Origin of the sequence: Pseudorhodoferax sp. (assembly GCF_047601025.1) — a bacterium.
In the GTDB taxonomy this organism is placed as follows: Bacteria; Pseudomonadota; Gammaproteobacteria; order Burkholderiales; family Burkholderiaceae_C; genus Pseudorhodoferax.
In genome coordinates this window covers 1,892,505-1,908,974 of sequence record NZ_JASGJZ010000001.1, presented here as the reverse complement: position 1 = coordinate 1,908,974, position 16,470 = coordinate 1,892,505, and the positions used below count along the sequence as shown (strand labels likewise).

General features: G+C 72.6%; 16 protein-coding genes. 14 read left to right on the top strand and 2 right to left on the bottom strand.

Annotated elements, in window-relative coordinates; translation table 11 throughout:
* Window positions 1-33 precede the first annotated feature (33 nt).
* From dbpA to QM782_RS08920, 14 genes are all read left to right on the top strand, one after another.
* Entirely contained in the window at window positions 34-1,434 is a 1,401-nt protein-coding gene (gene dbpA, locus QM782_RS08985; protein WP_415202573.1) for an ATP-dependent RNA helicase DbpA, read from the top strand.
* 218 nt (window positions 1,435-1,652) lie between these two features.
* A complete protein-coding gene (locus tag QM782_RS08980; protein WP_415202572.1) occupies window positions 1,653-2,606 on the top strand; it encodes a LysR family transcriptional regulator in 954 nt (317 codons plus the stop codon).
* Window positions 2,607-2,678: 72 nt separating this feature from the next.
* Entirely contained in the window at window positions 2,679-3,674 is a 996-nt protein-coding gene (locus QM782_RS08975) for a Bug family tripartite tricarboxylate transporter substrate binding protein (protein WP_415202571.1), read from the top strand.
* A gap of 2 nt (window positions 3,675-3,676) precedes the next feature.
* Entirely contained in the window at window positions 3,677-4,945 is a 1,269-nt protein-coding gene (locus tag QM782_RS08970) for an FAD-dependent oxidoreductase (protein WP_415202570.1), read from the top strand.
* Complete coding sequence (locus QM782_RS08965; RefSeq protein WP_415202569.1) at window positions 4,942-5,694, top strand: SDR family NAD(P)-dependent oxidoreductase; 753 nt, start codon at window positions 4,942-4,944, stop codon at window positions 5,692-5,694. Before QM782_RS08970 ends, QM782_RS08965 begins: the two co-directional genes overlap by 4 nt.
* A 54-nt stretch (window positions 5,695-5,748) precedes the next feature.
* The gene (locus tag QM782_RS08960) at window positions 5,749-6,432 is read left to right on the top strand and encodes a TetR/AcrR family transcriptional regulator (protein WP_415202568.1); all 684 of its coding nucleotides are present in this window, start codon (window positions 5,749-5,751) and stop codon (window positions 6,430-6,432) included.
* 67 nt (window positions 6,433-6,499) lie between these two features.
* A complete protein-coding gene (locus tag QM782_RS08955; RefSeq protein WP_415202567.1) occupies window positions 6,500-7,021 on the top strand; it encodes a TRAP transporter small permease in 522 nt (173 codons plus the stop codon).
* 14 nt (window positions 7,022-7,035) lie between these two features.
* The gene (locus tag QM782_RS08950; protein WP_415202566.1) at window positions 7,036-8,316 is read left to right on the top strand and encodes a TRAP transporter large permease; all 1,281 of its coding nucleotides are present in this window, start codon (window positions 7,036-7,038) and stop codon (window positions 8,314-8,316) included.
* A gap of 27 nt (window positions 8,317-8,343) precedes the next feature.
* Window positions 8,344-9,345 carry a TRAP transporter substrate-binding protein gene (locus QM782_RS08945; protein WP_415202565.1) on the top strand — a complete coding sequence of 334 codons (1,002 nt, stop codon included), beginning with the start codon at window positions 8,344-8,346 and terminating at the stop codon, window positions 9,343-9,345.
* A gap of 4 nt (window positions 9,346-9,349) precedes the next feature.
* Window positions 9,350-10,390 carry a Gfo/Idh/MocA family protein gene (locus QM782_RS08940; protein ID WP_415202564.1) on the top strand — a complete coding sequence of 347 codons (1,041 nt, stop codon included), beginning with the start codon at window positions 9,350-9,352 and terminating at the stop codon, window positions 10,388-10,390.
* Window positions 10,391-10,407: 17 nt separating this feature from the next.
* Window positions 10,408-10,854, top strand: a complete 447-nt coding sequence (aroQ, locus tag QM782_RS08935) for a type II 3-dehydroquinate dehydratase (protein ID WP_415202563.1) — start codon at window positions 10,408-10,410, stop codon at window positions 10,852-10,854.
* A gap of 6 nt (window positions 10,855-10,860) precedes the next feature.
* Window positions 10,861-12,753, top strand: coding sequence for a bifunctional sugar phosphate isomerase/epimerase/4-hydroxyphenylpyruvate dioxygenase family protein (locus QM782_RS08930; protein WP_415202562.1), 1,893 nt, complete (start codon window positions 10,861-10,863; stop codon window positions 12,751-12,753).
* 46 nt (window positions 12,754-12,799) lie between these two features.
* On the top strand, window positions 12,800-13,735 hold the full coding sequence (locus QM782_RS08925) for an AEC family transporter (protein WP_415202561.1): 936 nt from the start codon (window positions 12,800-12,802) through the stop codon (window positions 13,733-13,735).
* A gap of 5 nt (window positions 13,736-13,740) precedes the next feature.
* Window positions 13,741-14,586: a DMT family transporter gene (locus tag QM782_RS08920; RefSeq protein ID WP_415202560.1), complete on the top strand. Its 846-nt coding sequence runs from the start codon at window positions 13,741-13,743 to the stop codon at window positions 14,584-14,586.
* Here QM782_RS08920 and QM782_RS08915 read toward each other — a convergent pair whose 3' ends face one another.
* Complete coding sequence (locus QM782_RS08915; RefSeq protein ID WP_415202559.1) at window positions 14,587-15,492, bottom strand: sugar phosphate isomerase/epimerase family protein; 906 nt, start codon at window positions 15,490-15,492, stop codon at window positions 14,587-14,589. It abuts the gene before it with no gap.
* A 5-nt stretch (window positions 15,493-15,497) separates the two neighbouring features.
* On the bottom strand, window positions 15,498-16,409 hold the full coding sequence (locus tag QM782_RS08910) for a VOC family protein (RefSeq protein WP_415202558.1): 912 nt from the start codon (window positions 16,407-16,409) through the stop codon (window positions 15,498-15,500).
* Between the last annotated feature and the right edge of the window lie 61 nt (window positions 16,410-16,470).

The window sequence follows — 16,470 nt, the reverse complement described above, 5'->3', positions numbered from 1 at the left end:
GCTGCCCGGCGCGGGCTGCACCGAGAATGGCGCATGCCCGAATCGAATTGCGCGGACCTCGCGTTCGCCCGCCTGCCGCTGGCCGCCACCACCCTCGCCAACCTGTCCCAGCTCGGCTATGCGCAGATGACGCCCGTGCAGGCCGCCAGCCTGCCGCCGGCGCTGGCCGGCCGCGACCTGATCGTGCAGGCCGAGACCGGCAGCGGCAAGACCGCCGCCTTCGGCCTGGCCCTGCTGGCCTGGCTGAACCCGCGCTTTCTCGGCACGCAGGCGCTGGTGCTGTGCCCCACGCGCGAACTGGCCGACCAGGTGGCGCAGGAGCTGCGGCGCCTGGCGCGCGGGCAGGACAACGTCAAGACCGTCACCCTGTGCGGCGGCGTGCCGCTGCGCGGCCAGACCCAGAGCCTGCAGCACGGCGCCCACATCGTGGTCGGCACGCCGGGCCGCGTGCTGGACCACCTGCAGCGCGGCCATCTCGACCTGCAGGGCCTGCGCGCGCTGGTGCTGGACGAGGCCGACCGCATGCTGGACATGGGCTTCGCCGACGACATGGCGGCCGTGGCCCGCCACTGCCCGGCCGAGCGCCAGACGCTGCTGTTCTCGGCCACGTACCCGGAGGGCATCGGCAAGCTGGCGCAGCAGTTCCTGCGCTCGCCGCTGCAGATCCGCGTCGCGCCGCAGCGCGACCGCGCCGCCATCGCCGAGCACTGGTACGAGGTCGACGAGGCCACGCGCCTGGACGCCGTGGTGCGCCTGCTGCAGCACCACCGGCCCGACAACGCGCTGGCCTTCTGCAACACCAAGCAGCAGTGCCGCGACCTGGTGGCCGTGCTGCGCGGCCACGGCTTCGCGGCGCTGGCGCTGTCCGGCGAGCTGGAGCAGGTCGAGCGCGACCAGGTGCTGGTGCGCTTCGCCAACCGCAGCGCCAACGTGCTGGTGGCCACCGACGTGGCCGCGCGCGGGCTGGACATCGCGCGCCTGGCGGCCGTGGTCAACGTGGACGTGACGCCCGACCCCGAGGTGCACGTGCACCGCATCGGCCGCACCGGCCGCGCCGGCGAGAGCGGCCTGGCACTGAACCTCGCCAGCATGGACGAGATGGGCCGCGTGGGCCGCATCGAGCAAGCCCGCGGGCAACCGGTGCAGTTCACGCCGCTGGCCAGCCTGCGCGGCGACGGCCAGCCACCGGCCCCGCCGCCGATGGCCACGCTGCAGATCGCCGGCGGGCGCAAGCAGAAGATCCGCGCCGGCGACGTGCTGGGCGCGCTGGCTGGCGAGGCCGGCCTGACGCGCGAGCAGGTCGGCAGGATCGACGTCAACGAATTCTCGACCTACGTGGCGGTGGCGCGCGAGATCGCCGACGAGACCGTCCGCCGGCTGGACGCCGGCCGAGTCAAGGGCAGGAGCGTCAAGGTCCGCCGGCTGCCGGACTGAAAAGCCGTGAACGCATCCCGCACGCCCACGCGAGGCCCCCGATGAGCGTCCACGCGCATCGCCAGCGCCGTGCCCGGGGCCTTGCCCTTCGGGCCGGGGCGCGCCTCCCCTGCGGGCGTTGCGGTCCTCGCCCTGGCGCCAGCCAGTGCGGCGGCCTGCGCCCGGGGCCCGGCGCTCCCCGTCGTGGGCGCGGTCGATCCAGGCACAGTTTCTGAGCCATGGCCAGCGCCGCGCCATCCGCCAGCGCCGATCAGCGGCTGCGGGCCCGCGCCCAGGCGCTGGGCCTGCGCGACCCGGTGCTCGAACTGGAGCTGCTCAAGGTCTTCCTGTGCGTGCTCGACAGCGGCAGCTTCACCGCCGCGGCGCGCAGCCTGGACCGCACGCAGTCGGCCGTGAGCCTGCAGATCAAGCGCCTGGAAACGGTGGCCGGCGTGCAGCTGCTGCACCGCACCCGCAGCGGACTGGCGGTGACCGACGCCGGGTGCACGCTGCAGCGCTATGCGCACGAGCTGCTGCGCCTGCATGCCGAGGCCATGGCCGCGCTGCAGCCGGACACGCTGAGCGGGCGCATCCGCATCGGCGCGCTGGACCAGTTCGCCACCGTGGTGCTGCCGCCGCTGATCGCGGCCTTCCGGGCGGAGCACCCGGGGGTGCGGATCGAGGTCGAGACCGGCGTCACGCACCTGGCGCGCGAGCGGCTGGGCGCCGACCTGGACCTGCTGGTGAGCATCTATCCGCACGACGCCGCGGTCGGCGGCGTCGTGCTGCAGCGCGACACGGTGGTCTGGATCACCGCCACGCGGCATTCCCCGCACCGGCGCGTGCCGCTGCCGGTGGCGCTCGGCATCCAGGGCGGCGTGCTGCGCCGCATGGCCACGGCCCGCCTGCAGGAGAGCGGGCGCCCCTGGCATCCGGCCTACGAGACGGGAAACACGGCGGCGCTGGAGGCGGCCGTGCGGCAGGGCCTGGCGATCGGCGTCTGCCGGCGCCGCAACATCACCGCCGGCCTGCGCGAACTGCGCCCGCGCGACGGCTTCGCGCCGCTGGGCGACGTGCTGGTGGTGCTGGACGCCCCGCCGCGCATGCCGCTGCCGCGCCACGTGGCCGCGTTCCGCGCGCTGCTGGTGCAGTCCGCCCGGTCGGGGCCACAAGATTCGCTCATGGCGCCTTGACGAAGTTTCGTTTGGCAGCGCGCCGGCCGCGCCCCAAGAATCGCGCCGACCCGAGCACCCAGGAGACTTCGCATGCCCCGTCCGTTCCATGCCGTGCCACGCCGCACGCTGCTGGCTGCCGCCGGCGCCGCCGCGCTCGCCGGCGCCTGGCCGCCCGCGCGAGCCCAGGGCCCCTGGCCCGACAAGCCGGTGCGGCTGCTGGTCGGCTTCTCCGCCGGCACCTCGCCCGACCTGCTGGCGCGCCTGCTGGCCGAGCCGCTGGCCGCGCGCTTCGGCCAGCCCTTCATCGTCGAGAACCGCGCCGGCGCCAGCGGCAACATCGCCGCCGGCCAGCTGGCCAAGGCGGCCGACCAGCACACCTTCGGCGTGGTCGGCGCCGCGGTGCTGACCAGCGCCCCGGCGCTGTACCCCCGGCTCGATTTCAAGACCGACGAGCTCGCCCCGATCTCGGTCATCGGCAGTTCGCCGCTGATGCTCGTGACCTCGCCGAAGATCGCGTTCGACGGCGTGCGCGGCTTCCTGGCCACCGCGCGCGAGGCCGGCAGCCGCTGGAGCTACGGCTCGCCCGGCGTCGGCAGCAACGGCCACCTGTCGATGGAGCTGCTGAAGGAGAAGACCGGCATCGCGGCCGTGCACGTGCCGTTCGGCGGCGCGCCGGCCGTGCTGACCGCCATCATCGGCGGCGACATCCAGATGGCGCTGCTGCCGATCGGCAACGCCATGACCCAGGTGCAAGCCGGCCGCATCCAGGCCGTCGCACTGACCTCCAGCGGCCCGAGCCCGCTGGCGACCGGAGTGCCCGCGCTGGCCGAGCACGGCGTGCCGGACCTGCGCCTGGACACCTGGAACGCGGTGATGGCGCCCGCCCGCACGGCGCCGCCGGTCCTGGAGCGCTTCGGCAGCGCGGTGCGGGAGGTGCTGCAGTCCGAGGACATCCGGCGCAAGCTGTTCGCCCAGGGCTGGATGGCCGAGGGCGGGCCGGCCGAGGACCTGCGCCAGCGCATCGCCGCCGACGCGGCGCTGTACGGCCGCATCGTGGCCGAACGCGGCATCCGGATCGAGGGCTGAGCGTGGCGGACGCGCATTTCGACGTCGCCGTCGTCGGCGGCGGCGCCGGCGGGCTGGCCGCGGCCGCCGCCGCGGCGCGCTGCGGCGCGCGCACGCTGCTGGTCGAGCGCTACGGCTTCCTGGGCGGCGCCGCCAGCAACGCCCAGGTGCTGTCGTACTGCGGCTTCTACAAGCAAGGCACCGCAGGGCCCGAGCCGGCCGTCGCCGGCATCGGCGAGGAACTGCTGGCCGGCCTGCGCAGCCTGGGCATGGACACCACGCCGCTGCGCGCGCGCAGCGGCAACTGGATCGTGATGCTGGACACCGAGGCGGTCAAGCTGGCATTCGACCGCCTCGCCCTCGGCGCCGGCGTGCACCTGCGGCTGCACAGCCTGCTGGTGCAGGCCCACTGCGAGGACGGCCGGCTGGCGCAGCTGACGCTGGGCGACCACCAGGGCCTGCACCGGATCCGCGCGCACGCCTTCGTCGATGCCAGCGGCGAGGCCGACCTGGCCCGGCTGGCCGGCGTGGCCATGGGCATGGATGCCGGCACCGGCGCCCATGCGCAGCCGGCCTCGCTGCCGATCCGCATCGGCGGCATCCCGGCCGGCACCGCGATCGACCGCGCCCGCCTGGGCGCGCTGATCGCCGACTACAACCAGCGCCGCGGCGCGGCGGCCGGCCTGACGCGCCCCGACGGCGGCGTGCTCGCGCGCCTGCCGCTGTCCGGCGACCTGTGGACCATGGTCGTCGACATCGCGACCGACGGCGTGTCCGCCGGCGACCTCACGCGCGCGGAGACCCGGTCGCGCGCGCTGGCCTGGGACTTCGTGCAGCTGCTGCGCCAGTTGCCCGGCTGCGCGCAGGCCTACCTGGCCGCCACCGGCCCGCAGCTGGGCGTGCGCGAATCGCGCCGGCCACGCGCGGTGGACGACGTGACGGCGGACGATGCCGCCGCCGGACGCCTGCGGCCGGAGGACGGCATCGCCCGCGGCTGCTGGCCGATGGAGGTGCACGAGGCCCCGGGCCGCGTGCGCTTCACGCCGATCGGCGGCGGCGGGCACTTCGACATCGGGCACGCCGCGCTGCTGGCCCGGGGCGTGCCGAACCTGCGCCTGGCCGGCCGCGTGATCGGCGCCGATGCCCAGACCTACGGCTCGATCCGGGTCATGGGCACGGCCTTCGCGACCGGCCAGGCGGCCGGCGTCTCGGCCGCGCTGCACGCCAGCGGGCCGCCGCCGGCGGCCGCAGCCGTGCGCCAGGCGCTGCTGCGCCAGGGAGCCCTGCTGTGAACGCCGCGCCCCCGCCCACCCTGGCAGGCCAGGTGGCCATCGTCACCGGGGCGGCCCGCGGCATCGGCCGGGGCATCGCGCGGCGCCTGGCGGCGGCCGGCTGCCGCCTGGTGCTGTGGGACCGCAGCTTCGCGGCCGCGCCCACGGCCGACGACGGCCTGGCCGGCGCCTGGCCGATGGTGGTCGACGTGACCGACGCGGCCGCCGCCGCCTGGGCGCAGGCCGAAGTCATGGCGCGCTTCGGCCGCGTCGACATCCTGGTCAACAACGCCGGCATCAACGGCCCGGTCGCGCCGGTCTGGGACTATCCGCTGGACGACTGGGCACGGGTGCTGGCGGTCAACCTCGGCGGCGTGTTCCACGGCTGCCGCGCCGTCGTGCCGGCCATGCGCGCCGCCGGCTACGGCCGCATCGTCAACGTCGCCTCGATCGCCGGCAAGGAAGGCGTGCCCGGCATCGCCGCCTACGCGGCGGCCAAGCACGGCGTGATCGGCTTCACCAAGTCGCTGGCGCGCGAACTGCTGGACAGCGGCGTGCTGGCCAACTGCGTGGCGCCAGTGATGGCCGAGACCGACCTGCTGCGCGAGATGACGCCCGAGCACATCGCCGCCACGCGCGCCAAGATCCCGATGGGCCGCTTCGTGCGCGTGGCCGAGATCGCGGAGACCGTGGCGTTCGCCGCCAGCCCGGCCTGCAGCTTCACGACCGGCTTCACCTTCGACCTGTCCGGCGGACGCGCCGACTACTGACGCGGCGCACCGCGCGCCATCGCGGCGGCAGGGGCGGCTGCCTATACTGGCCGAATGAACCAGACGGTACATTCCCGGCGCCGCCCGCCTGCGGGGGCCCGTCGCACGGGCAAGGAGACGACGCGCACGAACGACCCGGAGCGCACCATGGCCGACATCCTGGACGTGGCGCTGAAGGAGTTCGCCGAGAAGGGCCTGGACGGCGCGCGCATCGACGAGATCGCGGCCGCCACGCAGGCCTCCAAGCGCATGATCTACTACTACTTCGGCAGCAAGGAGGGCCTGTACCTGGCGGTGCTCGAAGCCAGCTACCGGGCCATGCGCGAGACCGAGGCCGAGCTGCAGCTCGACGGCCTGCCGCCGGCGCAGGCGCTGCGCCGGCTGGTGGAATTCACCTTCGACCACCACCTGCGCAGCGAGCCCTACGTCCGCGTGGTGATGGCCGAGAACATGCAGCGCGGCCACTACATGGCGCAGAGCCAGAGCATCCAGCAGCTCAACGTGCCGGTGATCGCGACCATCGAGAAGCTGTACGCGCGCGGCGTGGCCGCCGGCGTGTTCCGCCCCGGCGTGGACCCGGTCGACCTGCACGCCACGATCTCGGCGCTGACCTTCTTCAACGTGGCCAACCGCCACACCTTCGGCCTGATCTTCAAGCGCGACTACGCCGACCCGGCCGTGGCCGTGGCGCGGCGCGCCTCCATCGTCGAGACCGTGCTGCGCTTCGTGCAGGCCTAGGGGAAAACACCAGATACGACAAAACTAACTGGTTAGTACATTCCACGTTCCTGGAGGAGACCCCGTCGTGATACAGAAACTGATCCACGGCTATTGCCGCCTGCTGGGCTGGCTGATGGTCGCCAGCCTGGCGCTGATGGTCGTCATGGTGTTCGGCAACGTCGTCATGCGCTACGCCTTCAACTCGGGCATCACGCTGTCCGAGGAGCTGTCGCGCTGGCTGTTCGTCTGGATGACCTTCCTGGGCGCGGTGGTCGCGCTGAACGACCGCGCGCACCTGGGCACGGACACGCTGATCTCGCGGCTGCCGCGCGCGGGCCAGAAGCTGTGCCTGCTGCTGAGCCTGCTGCTGATGTGCTTCATCTGCTGGCTGATCTTCGACGGCGCCTGGGAGCAGGTGAAGATCAACTGGGACTCCACCAGCGCCGTGATGGAGACCTCCATGGGCTACTTCTACGCCAGCGGCATGGTGTTCTCGATCCTGGCCGCGCCGGTGCTGCTGCTGCACCTGGTGCGCCTGCTGACGGGCCGGCTCGGCGACGACGAGCTGGTGGGCATCCGCGAGAACGAAGACCAGCCGCACGGCTGAGGAGGAGACACCCCATGACCATCACCATCTTCGTGGGCTCGCTGCTGGCCGCCATGGCCATCGGCGTGCCGATCTCGTTCGCGCTGCTGGCCTCCGGCGTCGCGCTGATGTGGCACCTGGACATGTTCGACGCGCAGATCCTGGCGCAGAACCTGATCGAGGGCGCCAACAGCTTCCCGCTGCTGGCCGTGCCGTTCTTCATGCTGGCCGGCGAAATCATGAACGCCGGCGGCCTGTCGCGGCGCATCGTGCAGTTCGCGATGACGCTGGTCGGCCACATCCGTGGCGGCCTGGGCTACGTCGCCATCAGCGCCGCCGTGATGATGGCCGCGCTGTCCGGCTCGGCCGTGGCCGACGCGGCCGCGCTGTCGGCGCTGCTGCTGCCGATGATGGTGGCGGCCGGCCACGACAAGGCGCGTTCGGCCGGCCTGCTGTCGGCGGCCAGCATCATCGCGCCGGTGATCCCGCCGTCCATCGGCTTCGTGATCTTCGGCGTGGCGGCCAACGTGTCGATCTCCAAGCTGTTCCTGGCCGGCATCGTGCCCGGCGTGCTACTGGGCGTGGCGCTGTGCTTCACCTGGTGGTGGCTGAGCCGGCGCGAGCAGGTCACGCCGCAGCCCAAGCGCAGCGGCGCCGAGGTCTTCGCGGCGCTGAAGGACGCGCTGTTCGCGCTGGGCCTGCCGGTCATCGTCGTCGTGGGCCTGAAGTTCGGCGTGTTCACGCCGACCGAGGCCGCGGTCGTGGCGGCGGTCTACGCGCTGGCGATCTCGGTGCTGGTCTACGGCGAGCTGCGGCTGCGGCAGCTGCCCGGACTGTTCCTGGCGGCGGGCAAGACCACGGCGGTGATCATGTTCCTGGTGGCGGCGGCCATGGTCAGCGCCTGGCTGATCACGGTGGCGCAGCTGCCCGACCAGATCGTCGGCCTGCTGGAGCCGCTGATGGACGACCCGCGCCTGCTGATGGCCGCGATCATGGTGCTGGTGATGGTGGTCGGCACGGCCATGGACATGACGCCCACGATCCTGATCCTGACGCCGGTGCTGATGCCCATCGTCAAGGCCGCCGGCATCGACCCGGTGTACTTCGGCGTGCTGTTCATCATGAACAACGCGATCGGCCTGATCACGCCGCCGGTGGGCACGGTGCTCAACACCGTGGCCGGCGTCGGCCGGATCAGCATGGACCAGGTCACCAAGGGCGTGTGGCCGTTCATGATCGCCCAGTTCCTGCTGATGTTCCTGATGGTCCTGTTCCCCGAGATCGTGACCGTGCCGGCGCGCTGGATCGCCGGCTGATTCCCCCATTCCTCACTGGAGACCCGTATGAAACGACTGATGCTCAAGACCCTGGCGGCCGCCGCCGTGCTGGCCGCGTTCGGCGCCGCGCAGGCGCAGGACACGCGCACGATCAAGTTCGCCACGCAGAACCCCAAGGGCCATCCCATCACGCTGGGCATGGAGAAGTTCGCCGAGATCGTGAAGGCCAGGTCCGGCGGCAAGCTCAAGGTCAACCTGTTCCCCGGCGGCACGCTGGGCAGCGACCAGGCCAACGTCTCGGCGATCCAGGGCGGCACGCTGGAGATGGCGTCGATGAATTCCGGCATCCTGGCCAGCCAGGTCAAGGAGTTCGCGATCTACGACTTCCCGTTCATGTTCGCCAACGCCACCGAGGTCGAGGCCATCGTCGACGGCCCGTTCGGCAAGAAGCTGCACGAGCGGCTGAAGGACAAGGGCCTGATCGGCCTGGCCTATTTCGAGCTGGGCTTCCGCGACATCACCAACAGCAAGCGCCCGATCAACAAGGTCGAGGACCTGGCCGGCCTGAAGCTGCGCGTGATCCCGAACCCGATCAACGTGGACTGGGTCAAGGCCGTGGACGCCAACCCCACGCCGCTGCCCTTCCCCGAGGTCTACGCCGCGCTGGAGCAAAAGGCCATCGACGGGCAGGAGAACCCGGTCACGGTGATCAACGCCAACAAGTTCTACGAGGTGCAGAAGCACGTGGTGCTGAGCCACCACCAGTACAACCCGCAGTCGGTGCTGATCAGCAAGAAGTTCTGGGACAGCCTGCAGCCGGCGCAGCAGAAGATCATCGCAGACGCGGCCGCCGAGGCCACGACCTACCAGCGCCAGCAGGCCCGCGACCAGGTGGCGGCCGCGCTGGACAACATGAAGAAGAACGGCATGCAGGTGACCGAGCTGCCGCCGGCGGAAGTGGCCAAGCTGCGCGACCGGATGCGCCCGGTGACGGCCAAGCACGCCGTGACGGTGGGCCAGGACGTGGTGGCCGAGCTGCAGGCCGAGCTGGCCAAGGTGCGCAAGTAAGCCGATGGCACGCATCGCCGTCGCCGGCGCCGGCCTGATCGGCCAGGCGCACATCGCCGCGATCCAGGCCGAGCCCGGCTGCACGCTCGCGGCCATCGCCGACCCCTCGCCCCCGGCGGCGGCCGCCGCGCAGCGCGCCGGCGTGCCGCTGTACGCCTCGGTCGAGGAACTGCTGGCCCGGGACCGGCCCGACGGCCTGGTGCTGGCCACGCCGAACGCGCTGCACGTGCCGCAGGCGCTGCAGTGCATCGACGCCGGCGTGCCGGTGCTGGTGGAAAAGCCGGTCGCCACCACGGTGGCCGAGGGCCGCGCGCTGCTGGCGCGCGTGGAGGCCACCGGCGCGCGCGTGCTGGTGGGCCACCACCGCGCCCACAGCCCCATCATGGCCAAGGCCCGGCAGGTGGTGGACAGCGGCCAGCTCGGCCGGCTGGTCGCGGTGATGGGCAGCGCCACCTTCTACAAGCCGGACGGCTACTTCGCCGCCGGCGCCTGGCGCAAGGAGCCCGGCGGCGGCCCGATCCTGATCAACATGATCCACGAGGTGCACAACCTGCGCATGCTGTGTGGCGACATCGTCGCGGTGCAGGCCATGGCCTCGCAGGCGGTGCGCGGCTTCGCGGTGGAGGACACGGTGTCGATCAGCCTGCGCTTCGCCAATGGCGCGCTGGGCAGCTTCCTGCTGTCGGACACCGCGGCTTGCCCGCGCAGCTGGGAGCAGACCAGCCAGGAGAACAAGGCCTACCCGAGCTACGCCGACGAGGACTGCTACGTGGTCGCCGGCACCGACGGCAGCCTGTCCGTGCCGACCATGCGCCTGAAGACCTACCCGCGCCCGGATGCGCGCTCGTGGTGGAAGCCGTTCGAGGCCGGCACCGTGGGCATGGTGCGCGAGGACCCGATCCAGCGCCAGATGGCACACTTCGCCGCCGTCGTCCGCGGCGAGGCCGAACCGCTGGTGAGCGTGCGCGACGGCCTGCAGAACCTGATGGTCACCGAGGCCATCGCCCACGCCGCCGCCACCGGCCAGACGGTGGCGATTCCATGAACCCCGAGGAACAGACCATGAAGATCCTGACGCTGCACGGCATCAACCTGAACATGTTCGGCAAGCGCGACCCCAAGCAGTACGGCACCACCACGCTGGCGGAGATCGACGCGCAGCTGGTCGCGCTCGGCCAGGAGTTGGGCGTGGAGGTCGAGTGCTTCCAGACCAACTTCGAGGGCGCGATGGCCGAGCGCATCCACGCCGCCCACGCCGAGGGCGTGGACGCGGTGGTCATCAACGCCGGCGCCTGGACGCACTACAGCTACGGCATCCGCGACGCGCTGGCGATCCTGAAGTGCCCGATCATCGAGGTGCACATGTCCAACGTGCACGCGCGCGACGCGTTCCGCCACCACTCGGTGATCGCCGAGATCGCGCAGGGCCAGATCGCCGGCTTCGGCGTGGACAGCTACCTGCTGGGCCTGCGCACCGCCGTGACGCACGTCAGGGCCCGCCAGGGCTGAACGCCGATGCGCCGTGCCATCGCCACCGTCTGCCTCTCGGGCATGCTGCGCGAGAAGCTGCAGGCCGCCGCCGCCGCGCGCTTCGACGGCGTGGAGATCTTCGAGAACGACCTGCTGCAGTTCCCCGGCAGCGCCGCCGAGGTGCGGCGCATCGCCGAGGACCTGAACCTCTCGATCGACCTGTTCCAGCCGTTCCGCGACTTCGACGCGGCCGACCCGGCGCAGCTGGCGCGCAACCTGGCGCGCGCCGAACGCAAGTTCGACCTGATGGCCGAGCTGGGCACGACCATGCTGCTGGTGTGCTCCAGCGTGCAGCCCGACGCGCTGGGCGACGCCGACGCGCTGGCCGAGCAGTTCGCGCGGCTCGCCGAGCTGGCCGGCCGGCGCGGCATGTTCGTGGCCTACGAGGCGCTGGCCTGGGGCACCAGGGTGAACCGCTTCGCCCAGGCCTGGGAGGTGGTGCGGCGCGTGGACCACCCGCACCTGGGCCTGGCGCTGGACAGCTTCCACACGCTGTCGGTGCGCGACGACCCGGCGCCGATCGCGCAGCTGCCCGGCCAGAAGATCTTCTTCGTGCAGCTGGCCGACGCGCCCTGGGTCAACACCGACGTGCTGACGCACAGCCGCCACTACCGCTGCTACCCGGGCCAGGGCGAGTTCGACGTGACCGGCTTCACGCGCGCCGTGGTCGACGCCGGCTACGCCGGGCCGCTGTCGCTGGAGATCTTCAACGACGAGTTCCGCTCGGCTCCGGCGCGCGCCAACGCGGTGGACGCGATGCGCTCGCTGCTGTGGCTGGAGGAGCAGGTGCGCCACCACGGCGGCACGCCGCCCGTGGCCAAGGTGCCGCTGTTCGATCCGCCGGCGGTGCCGCCGCTGCAGGGCTGGAGCTTCGTCGAGTTCGCGGTCGATCCGGCCACCGGCGCGCGGCTGGCGGACTGGCTGCAGCGCACCGGCTTCGCGTGCATCGGCCGGCACCGCTCCAAGGACGTGGCGCTGTACGGCCAGGGCGCGCTGCGCCTGGTGCTGAACCTGGAGGCCGACTCCGCCGCGCGCAGCCACTTCGACCTGCACGGCCCCTCGGTCTGCGCGCTGGCGCTGGCCACGCCCGACGCGCCGGCCGCGCTGGCCCGCGCCGAGGCGCTGCTGTGCCCGCGCGTGGCCAGCCGCATCGGCCAGCAGGAGCTGACCATGCCCGGCGTGCGCGCGCCGGACGGCAGCCTGCTGTATTTCTGCGCGCCGCCCGTGGACGGCCGCCATCCGTTCGAGGCCGACTTCGTGCTGGACGAGGCGGCGCTGGCCGAGGCGCCGCTGGGCGCGGCCGCGCGCATCGACCACGTGGTCTCGGTGGTACCGCCGGGGCAGGTCGAGCCCTGGCTGCTGTTCCAGCGCGCGGTGCTGGGCCTCGCGGCCGAGCGCAGCGTGGTGCTGCACGACCCCTACGGCGTGATCCGCAGCCGCGAGCTGGAGTCGGCGGACCGTGCCGTGCGCTGGTCCGTCACCGTGTCCGAGCGCGACAACACCTCGTCCGCGCGCGCCGTGGCGCAGTTCCACGGCGCCGGCGTCGAGCAGATCGCCGTGCAGGTGCCCGACCTCGTGGCCGCGGCGCGCGCGTTGCAGGCGCGCGGCGCGCCGCTGCTGCCGGTGCCGGCCAACTACTACGACGACCTGCAGGCGCGCTTCGGCCTGGACGACGCGCTGCTGGCCGAGCTGCAGTCGCTGGGCATCCTGTACGACCGCGAGGCCGGCGGCGGCGAGCTGCTGCAGCTGTACCTGGCGCCGTTCGACGAGCGCTTCCACTTCGAGCTGATCGAGCGCCGCGGCGGCTACCAGGGCTACGGCGCGCCGAACGCGCCGGTGCGCCTGGCGGCGATGGCGCTGTGGCGCGAGCAGGCATGAGCCGGCCGCGCCGGCCCGACGCGCGGCGGCAGCGCCGGCGCCCGGCATGATCGGTGCCGGCGGCGTGCTGGCCGCCACCGCGCCGATCTACCTGCTGATCCTGGCCGGCTTCCTGGTGGTGCGCTACGGCGTGTTCACGCAGGAGCAGATGCGCGTGCTGGGCCGCTTCGCGACGCTGGTCGCGCTGCCGGCGCTGCTGTTCCGCGCGCTGTCCAGCCGCCCGCTGGGCGACATCCTGAACCCGCGCTACCTGCTGGCCTACGGGGCCGGCTCGCTGGCGGTGCTGGCCAGCGTCTGGTGGTGGGCGCGCCGGCGGCGTCGCGAGGGTTCGGCCAAGTCGGCGCTGCTGGCGCTGGGCATGAGCAATTCCAACAGTGCCTTCATCGGCTACCCGGTGGCTTCGCAGTTGGTCGGCGGCGCGACCGCCGGCGTGGGCCTGGCGCTGACGATGCTGATCGAGAACCTGCTGATCATGCCGGCCGCGCTGGCGGCCGCCGACGCCGACGGCGATGCCGGCGGCAGCCTGTGGATGCGCCTGCGAGCGATCGCCGGCCGCCTGGTGCGCAACCCGCTGATCATCGCCATCGCCGTGGGCCTGGCGGTCACCGCGCTCGACATCGAGGTGCCCGACGTGCTGCAGCGCACCGTCGGCGTGGTGGCCGCCGCCGCCAGCCCGCTGGCGCTGTTCGTCATCGGCGGCGCGCTGGTCGGCCTCAGGCCCGGCGGCATGCTGGGCGACGTGGCCACCGTGGCGCTGGGCAAGCTGCTGCTGCATCCGGCGGCGGTGCTGGCCGCGAGCCTGCTGCTGCCGATGGACCCGCTGCTGCAGCGCGCCGCCGTGGTCTACGCCAGCGTGCCGATGCTCAGCATCTACCCGGTGCTGGCGCAGAAGTACGGGCTGGACAGCCTGGCCGCCGCCGCGCTGCTGGCCGCTACCACGCTGTCGTTCCTGACCATCAACCTGTGGATGGCCTGGCTCTGAGGCCCATGCGCCCCGGCCTCGGCATCGCGCTGACCGTGCTGGCCACGCTGTGCTTCGCGGCGCTGGACACGGTTTCGCAATACCTCGGGCCGGCGGTGCCGGTGCTGATGATGGTGTGGCTGCGCTACCTGACGCAGGCCGGCCTGACGGCGGCGCTGCTGCTGCCGCAGCACGGCCGCGCGCTGCTGCGCACGCGGGCGCCGCACTGGCAGCTGCTGCGGGCGCTGCTGATGGTCACCTCCAACACGCTGGCCTTCCTGAGCCTGCGCCACGTGCCGGTCGGCGAGTTCACGGCGGTCATGATGCTGGCGCCGCTGGCCGTCACGGTGCTGGCCGCGCTGCTGCTGGGCGAGCGGGTGCGCCCGGTCGGCTGGGCGCTGGTGGCCGGCGGCCTGCTGGGCGCGCTGCTGGTGGTGCGGCCGCGCGGCGGCGGCTTCCAGGCCGCGCTGCTGCTGCCGCTGCTGCTGGTGCTGGCCAACGCCGGCTACCAGGTCGTGACCAGCCGCATGGTGCGCACCGAGCACCCGGGCACCACGCACTTCTACACCGGCCTGATCGGCCTGGCCTGCTGCACGCTGGCGCTGCCCTGGGGCTGGGCGCCAATGGCCGAGGGCCGGCTGTGGGCGCTGGCGGCGCTGGTCGGCGCGCTGGGCTCGGTCGGCCACTACCTGCTGATCCGCGCCTACAGCCTGGCGCCGGCCGCGCGGCTCACGCCGTTCCTGTACTGCCAGGTCGGCTTCGCGACGCTGGCCGGCTGGCTGGCCTTCGGCCACCGGCCCGACGGCTGGGCCTGGCTCGGGATCGGACTGATCGCGCTGTGCGGCTGGCTGGGCGCGCGCCGGCGGGGCTGATCAGCCCGCCATCGCCTTCAGCCGCAGCTGCCCGGGCAGCGGCACCGAGCGCTTGAGCACGTCCTCGGCCAGCCACAGCGCCGAGCGGCGCGCGCGCTCGGCCACGGTGGGCAGCGGCAGGTTCAGGTAGTCGTCGTTGAAGACCTCGAAGCTGTAGTCGCCGCGGTAGCCCAGCCGGTCCAGGCGCAGCACCAGGTCGACCATCTGCTCACTGTGCACGCCTTCGCCGGGGAACACGCGCATGGTGCGCGCGGTGCTCATGCGCTCCTCGAAGGTCGGCGTGTCCTGCCACAGGAAGTCGGCCAGTTGCACGAGGAAGATCTTGTCCGGATCGAGGTAGTCGATCTCCTCCAGCGCGGTCTTGGCCGCCAGCACGTGGAAGGAGTCGATGCACACGCCCAGGTTCGCGCAGTCGGCGCGGCAGACCACGTCCCAGGCGGTCGTGAACTCGTTGACCGTGTGGCCCCAGGACAGGCCCTCGTAGGCGATCCGGATGCCCAGCGGCACGGCCAGCATGGCCAGCTTGCGCAGGTCGCGCGCGATGTGGTCCAGGTCGTGCGCGGCGTGGCGCGAGGTCGACGAGCAGGCCAGCAGCACCTTGCAGCCCAGCGCGGCGGCCATCTCCAGCATGCTCTTGGCGATGTCCACCTTGTACTGGTGCAGGTGGCCCGACAGGCCCTCGAAGTCGCGCAGCACCTGGAAGCCCGTGCCGCGCAGCCCGCTGTCGCGCACGGCCTGCACCGCCGCGGCCAGCCCGCCCGGGTGACCGACCAGGTCGTTGGCCTTGAGCATGACCTGCGTGAAGCCAGCCTCGCGCATGGCGGCCAGCTTGGCCTCCAGCGGCCCGGCCAGCGTGATCGTGTCCATGCCGAAGCCTTCGAAGTTGCCGTGCGTGTGCAGCCGCATGCCTCTCACTCCTGCACGCTGTGGACCAGCTCGAACACCACCGCGCCCAGGTAGGTCTTGGTGATGGCGCCGCGCCGCTCGGTGTGCGCGGCGGCGGTCTCGACGAACTCCACGCCCAGCGCGCGCAGCGCCTGCACCGCGGCCAGCACGTCGGGCACGCCCAGGCCGATGCGCTGCAGCCGCTCGCTGCTGTCGAGCACGTGCGGCTCGGGCTCGACCAGCTGCAGCATGAAGCGCTGGCGCGGGTCCAGCGCCGGCATGCGCAGCAGCGTGCCCTTGGGCATGATGCCGAAGCGCTGGTCGTCCGGGATCAGCTCGGCGCCGAACAGCGCGTCGTAGAACTCGATCCAGTCGTTGCTGCGGCCCGGGCCGATGTACTGCACCACGCCGAAGAAATGGATGCCGGCCGTGGCCGGCGGCCGCGGGTCGACCGAGGGGATGGGCACGAAGTCCACGTCGTAGATCGAGAACTCCTTGTAGCGGTCGACGAAGTAGATGCGGCTGCCGCCGGCGCCGTGGATGGCCGGGATGTTCAGCTCCATGACCTCGGCATGGGTCGGCACGGCCCAGCCGCCGCGTTCGAGCACGTAGCGGTAGGCGGCGCGGGCGTCGCGCGCGCGCAGCGCCACCGCCGAGATCGCCGGCACCTCCGGCTCGGCGCCGGCGGCGTCCGCCGCATGGGCGTTGACCACGATGTTGAGCCCGCCCTGGCGGTACAGCAGCACCTCGCGCGAGCGGTGCCGCGCGATCGGCCGAAAGCCCATCATCTCCAGCACCTGACCCAGCGCCTGCGGCTTGGCGGTGGCGAACTCGATGAACTCGACGCCGTCCAGCCCGAGCGGGTTGGTGGCATCGCTGAACGAGGCCTGCAGGGGCTCGCGCGGGTCGTCGGGGGTGTTCAGCAGCAAATCACTCATGCACGCATTCTGCGCCAGGCGCACGCGTTTGCGCAGCCTACACTGCCGGCCTCCGACCGCC

Excerpts from the sequence above, each read along its gene's own strand:
- dbpA (WP_415202573.1), top strand. The coding sequence starts at position 34 with ATGCCCGAATCGAATTGCGCGGACCTCGCGTTCGCCCGCCTGCCGCTG.
- QM782_RS08980 (WP_415202572.1), top strand. The coding sequence starts at position 1,653 with ATGGCCAGCGCCGCGCCATCCGCCAGCGCCGATCAGCGGCTGCGGGCC.
- QM782_RS08975 (WP_415202571.1), top strand. The coding sequence starts at position 2,679 with ATGCCCCGTCCGTTCCATGCCGTGCCACGCCGCACGCTGCTGGCTGCC.
- QM782_RS08960 (WP_415202568.1), top strand. The coding sequence starts at position 5,749 with ATGAACCAGACGGTACATTCCCGGCGCCGCCCGCCTGCGGGGGCCCGT.
- QM782_RS08950 (WP_415202566.1), top strand. The coding sequence starts at position 7,036 with ATGACCATCACCATCTTCGTGGGCTCGCTGCTGGCCGCCATGGCCATC.
- QM782_RS08945 (WP_415202565.1), top strand. The coding sequence starts at position 8,344 with ATGAAACGACTGATGCTCAAGACCCTGGCGGCCGCCGCCGTGCTGGCC.
- QM782_RS08940 (WP_415202564.1), top strand. The coding sequence starts at position 9,350 with ATGGCACGCATCGCCGTCGCCGGCGCCGGCCTGATCGGCCAGGCGCAC.
- aroQ (WP_415202563.1), top strand. The coding sequence starts at position 10,408 with ATGAAGATCCTGACGCTGCACGGCATCAACCTGAACATGTTCGGCAAG.
- QM782_RS08930 (WP_415202562.1), top strand. The coding sequence starts at position 10,861 with ATGCGCCGTGCCATCGCCACCGTCTGCCTCTCGGGCATGCTGCGCGAG.
- QM782_RS08925 (WP_415202561.1), top strand. The coding sequence starts at position 12,800 with ATGATCGGTGCCGGCGGCGTGCTGGCCGCCACCGCGCCGATCTACCTG.
- QM782_RS08920 (WP_415202560.1), top strand. The coding sequence starts at position 13,741 with ATGCGCCCCGGCCTCGGCATCGCGCTGACCGTGCTGGCCACGCTGTGC.
- QM782_RS08915 (WP_415202559.1), bottom strand. The coding sequence starts at position 15,492 with ATGCGGCTGCACACGCACGGCAACTTCGAAGGCTTCGGCATGGACACG.
- QM782_RS08910 (WP_415202558.1), bottom strand. The coding sequence starts at position 16,409 with ATGAGTGATTTGCTGCTGAACACCCCCGACGACCCGCGCGAGCCCCTG.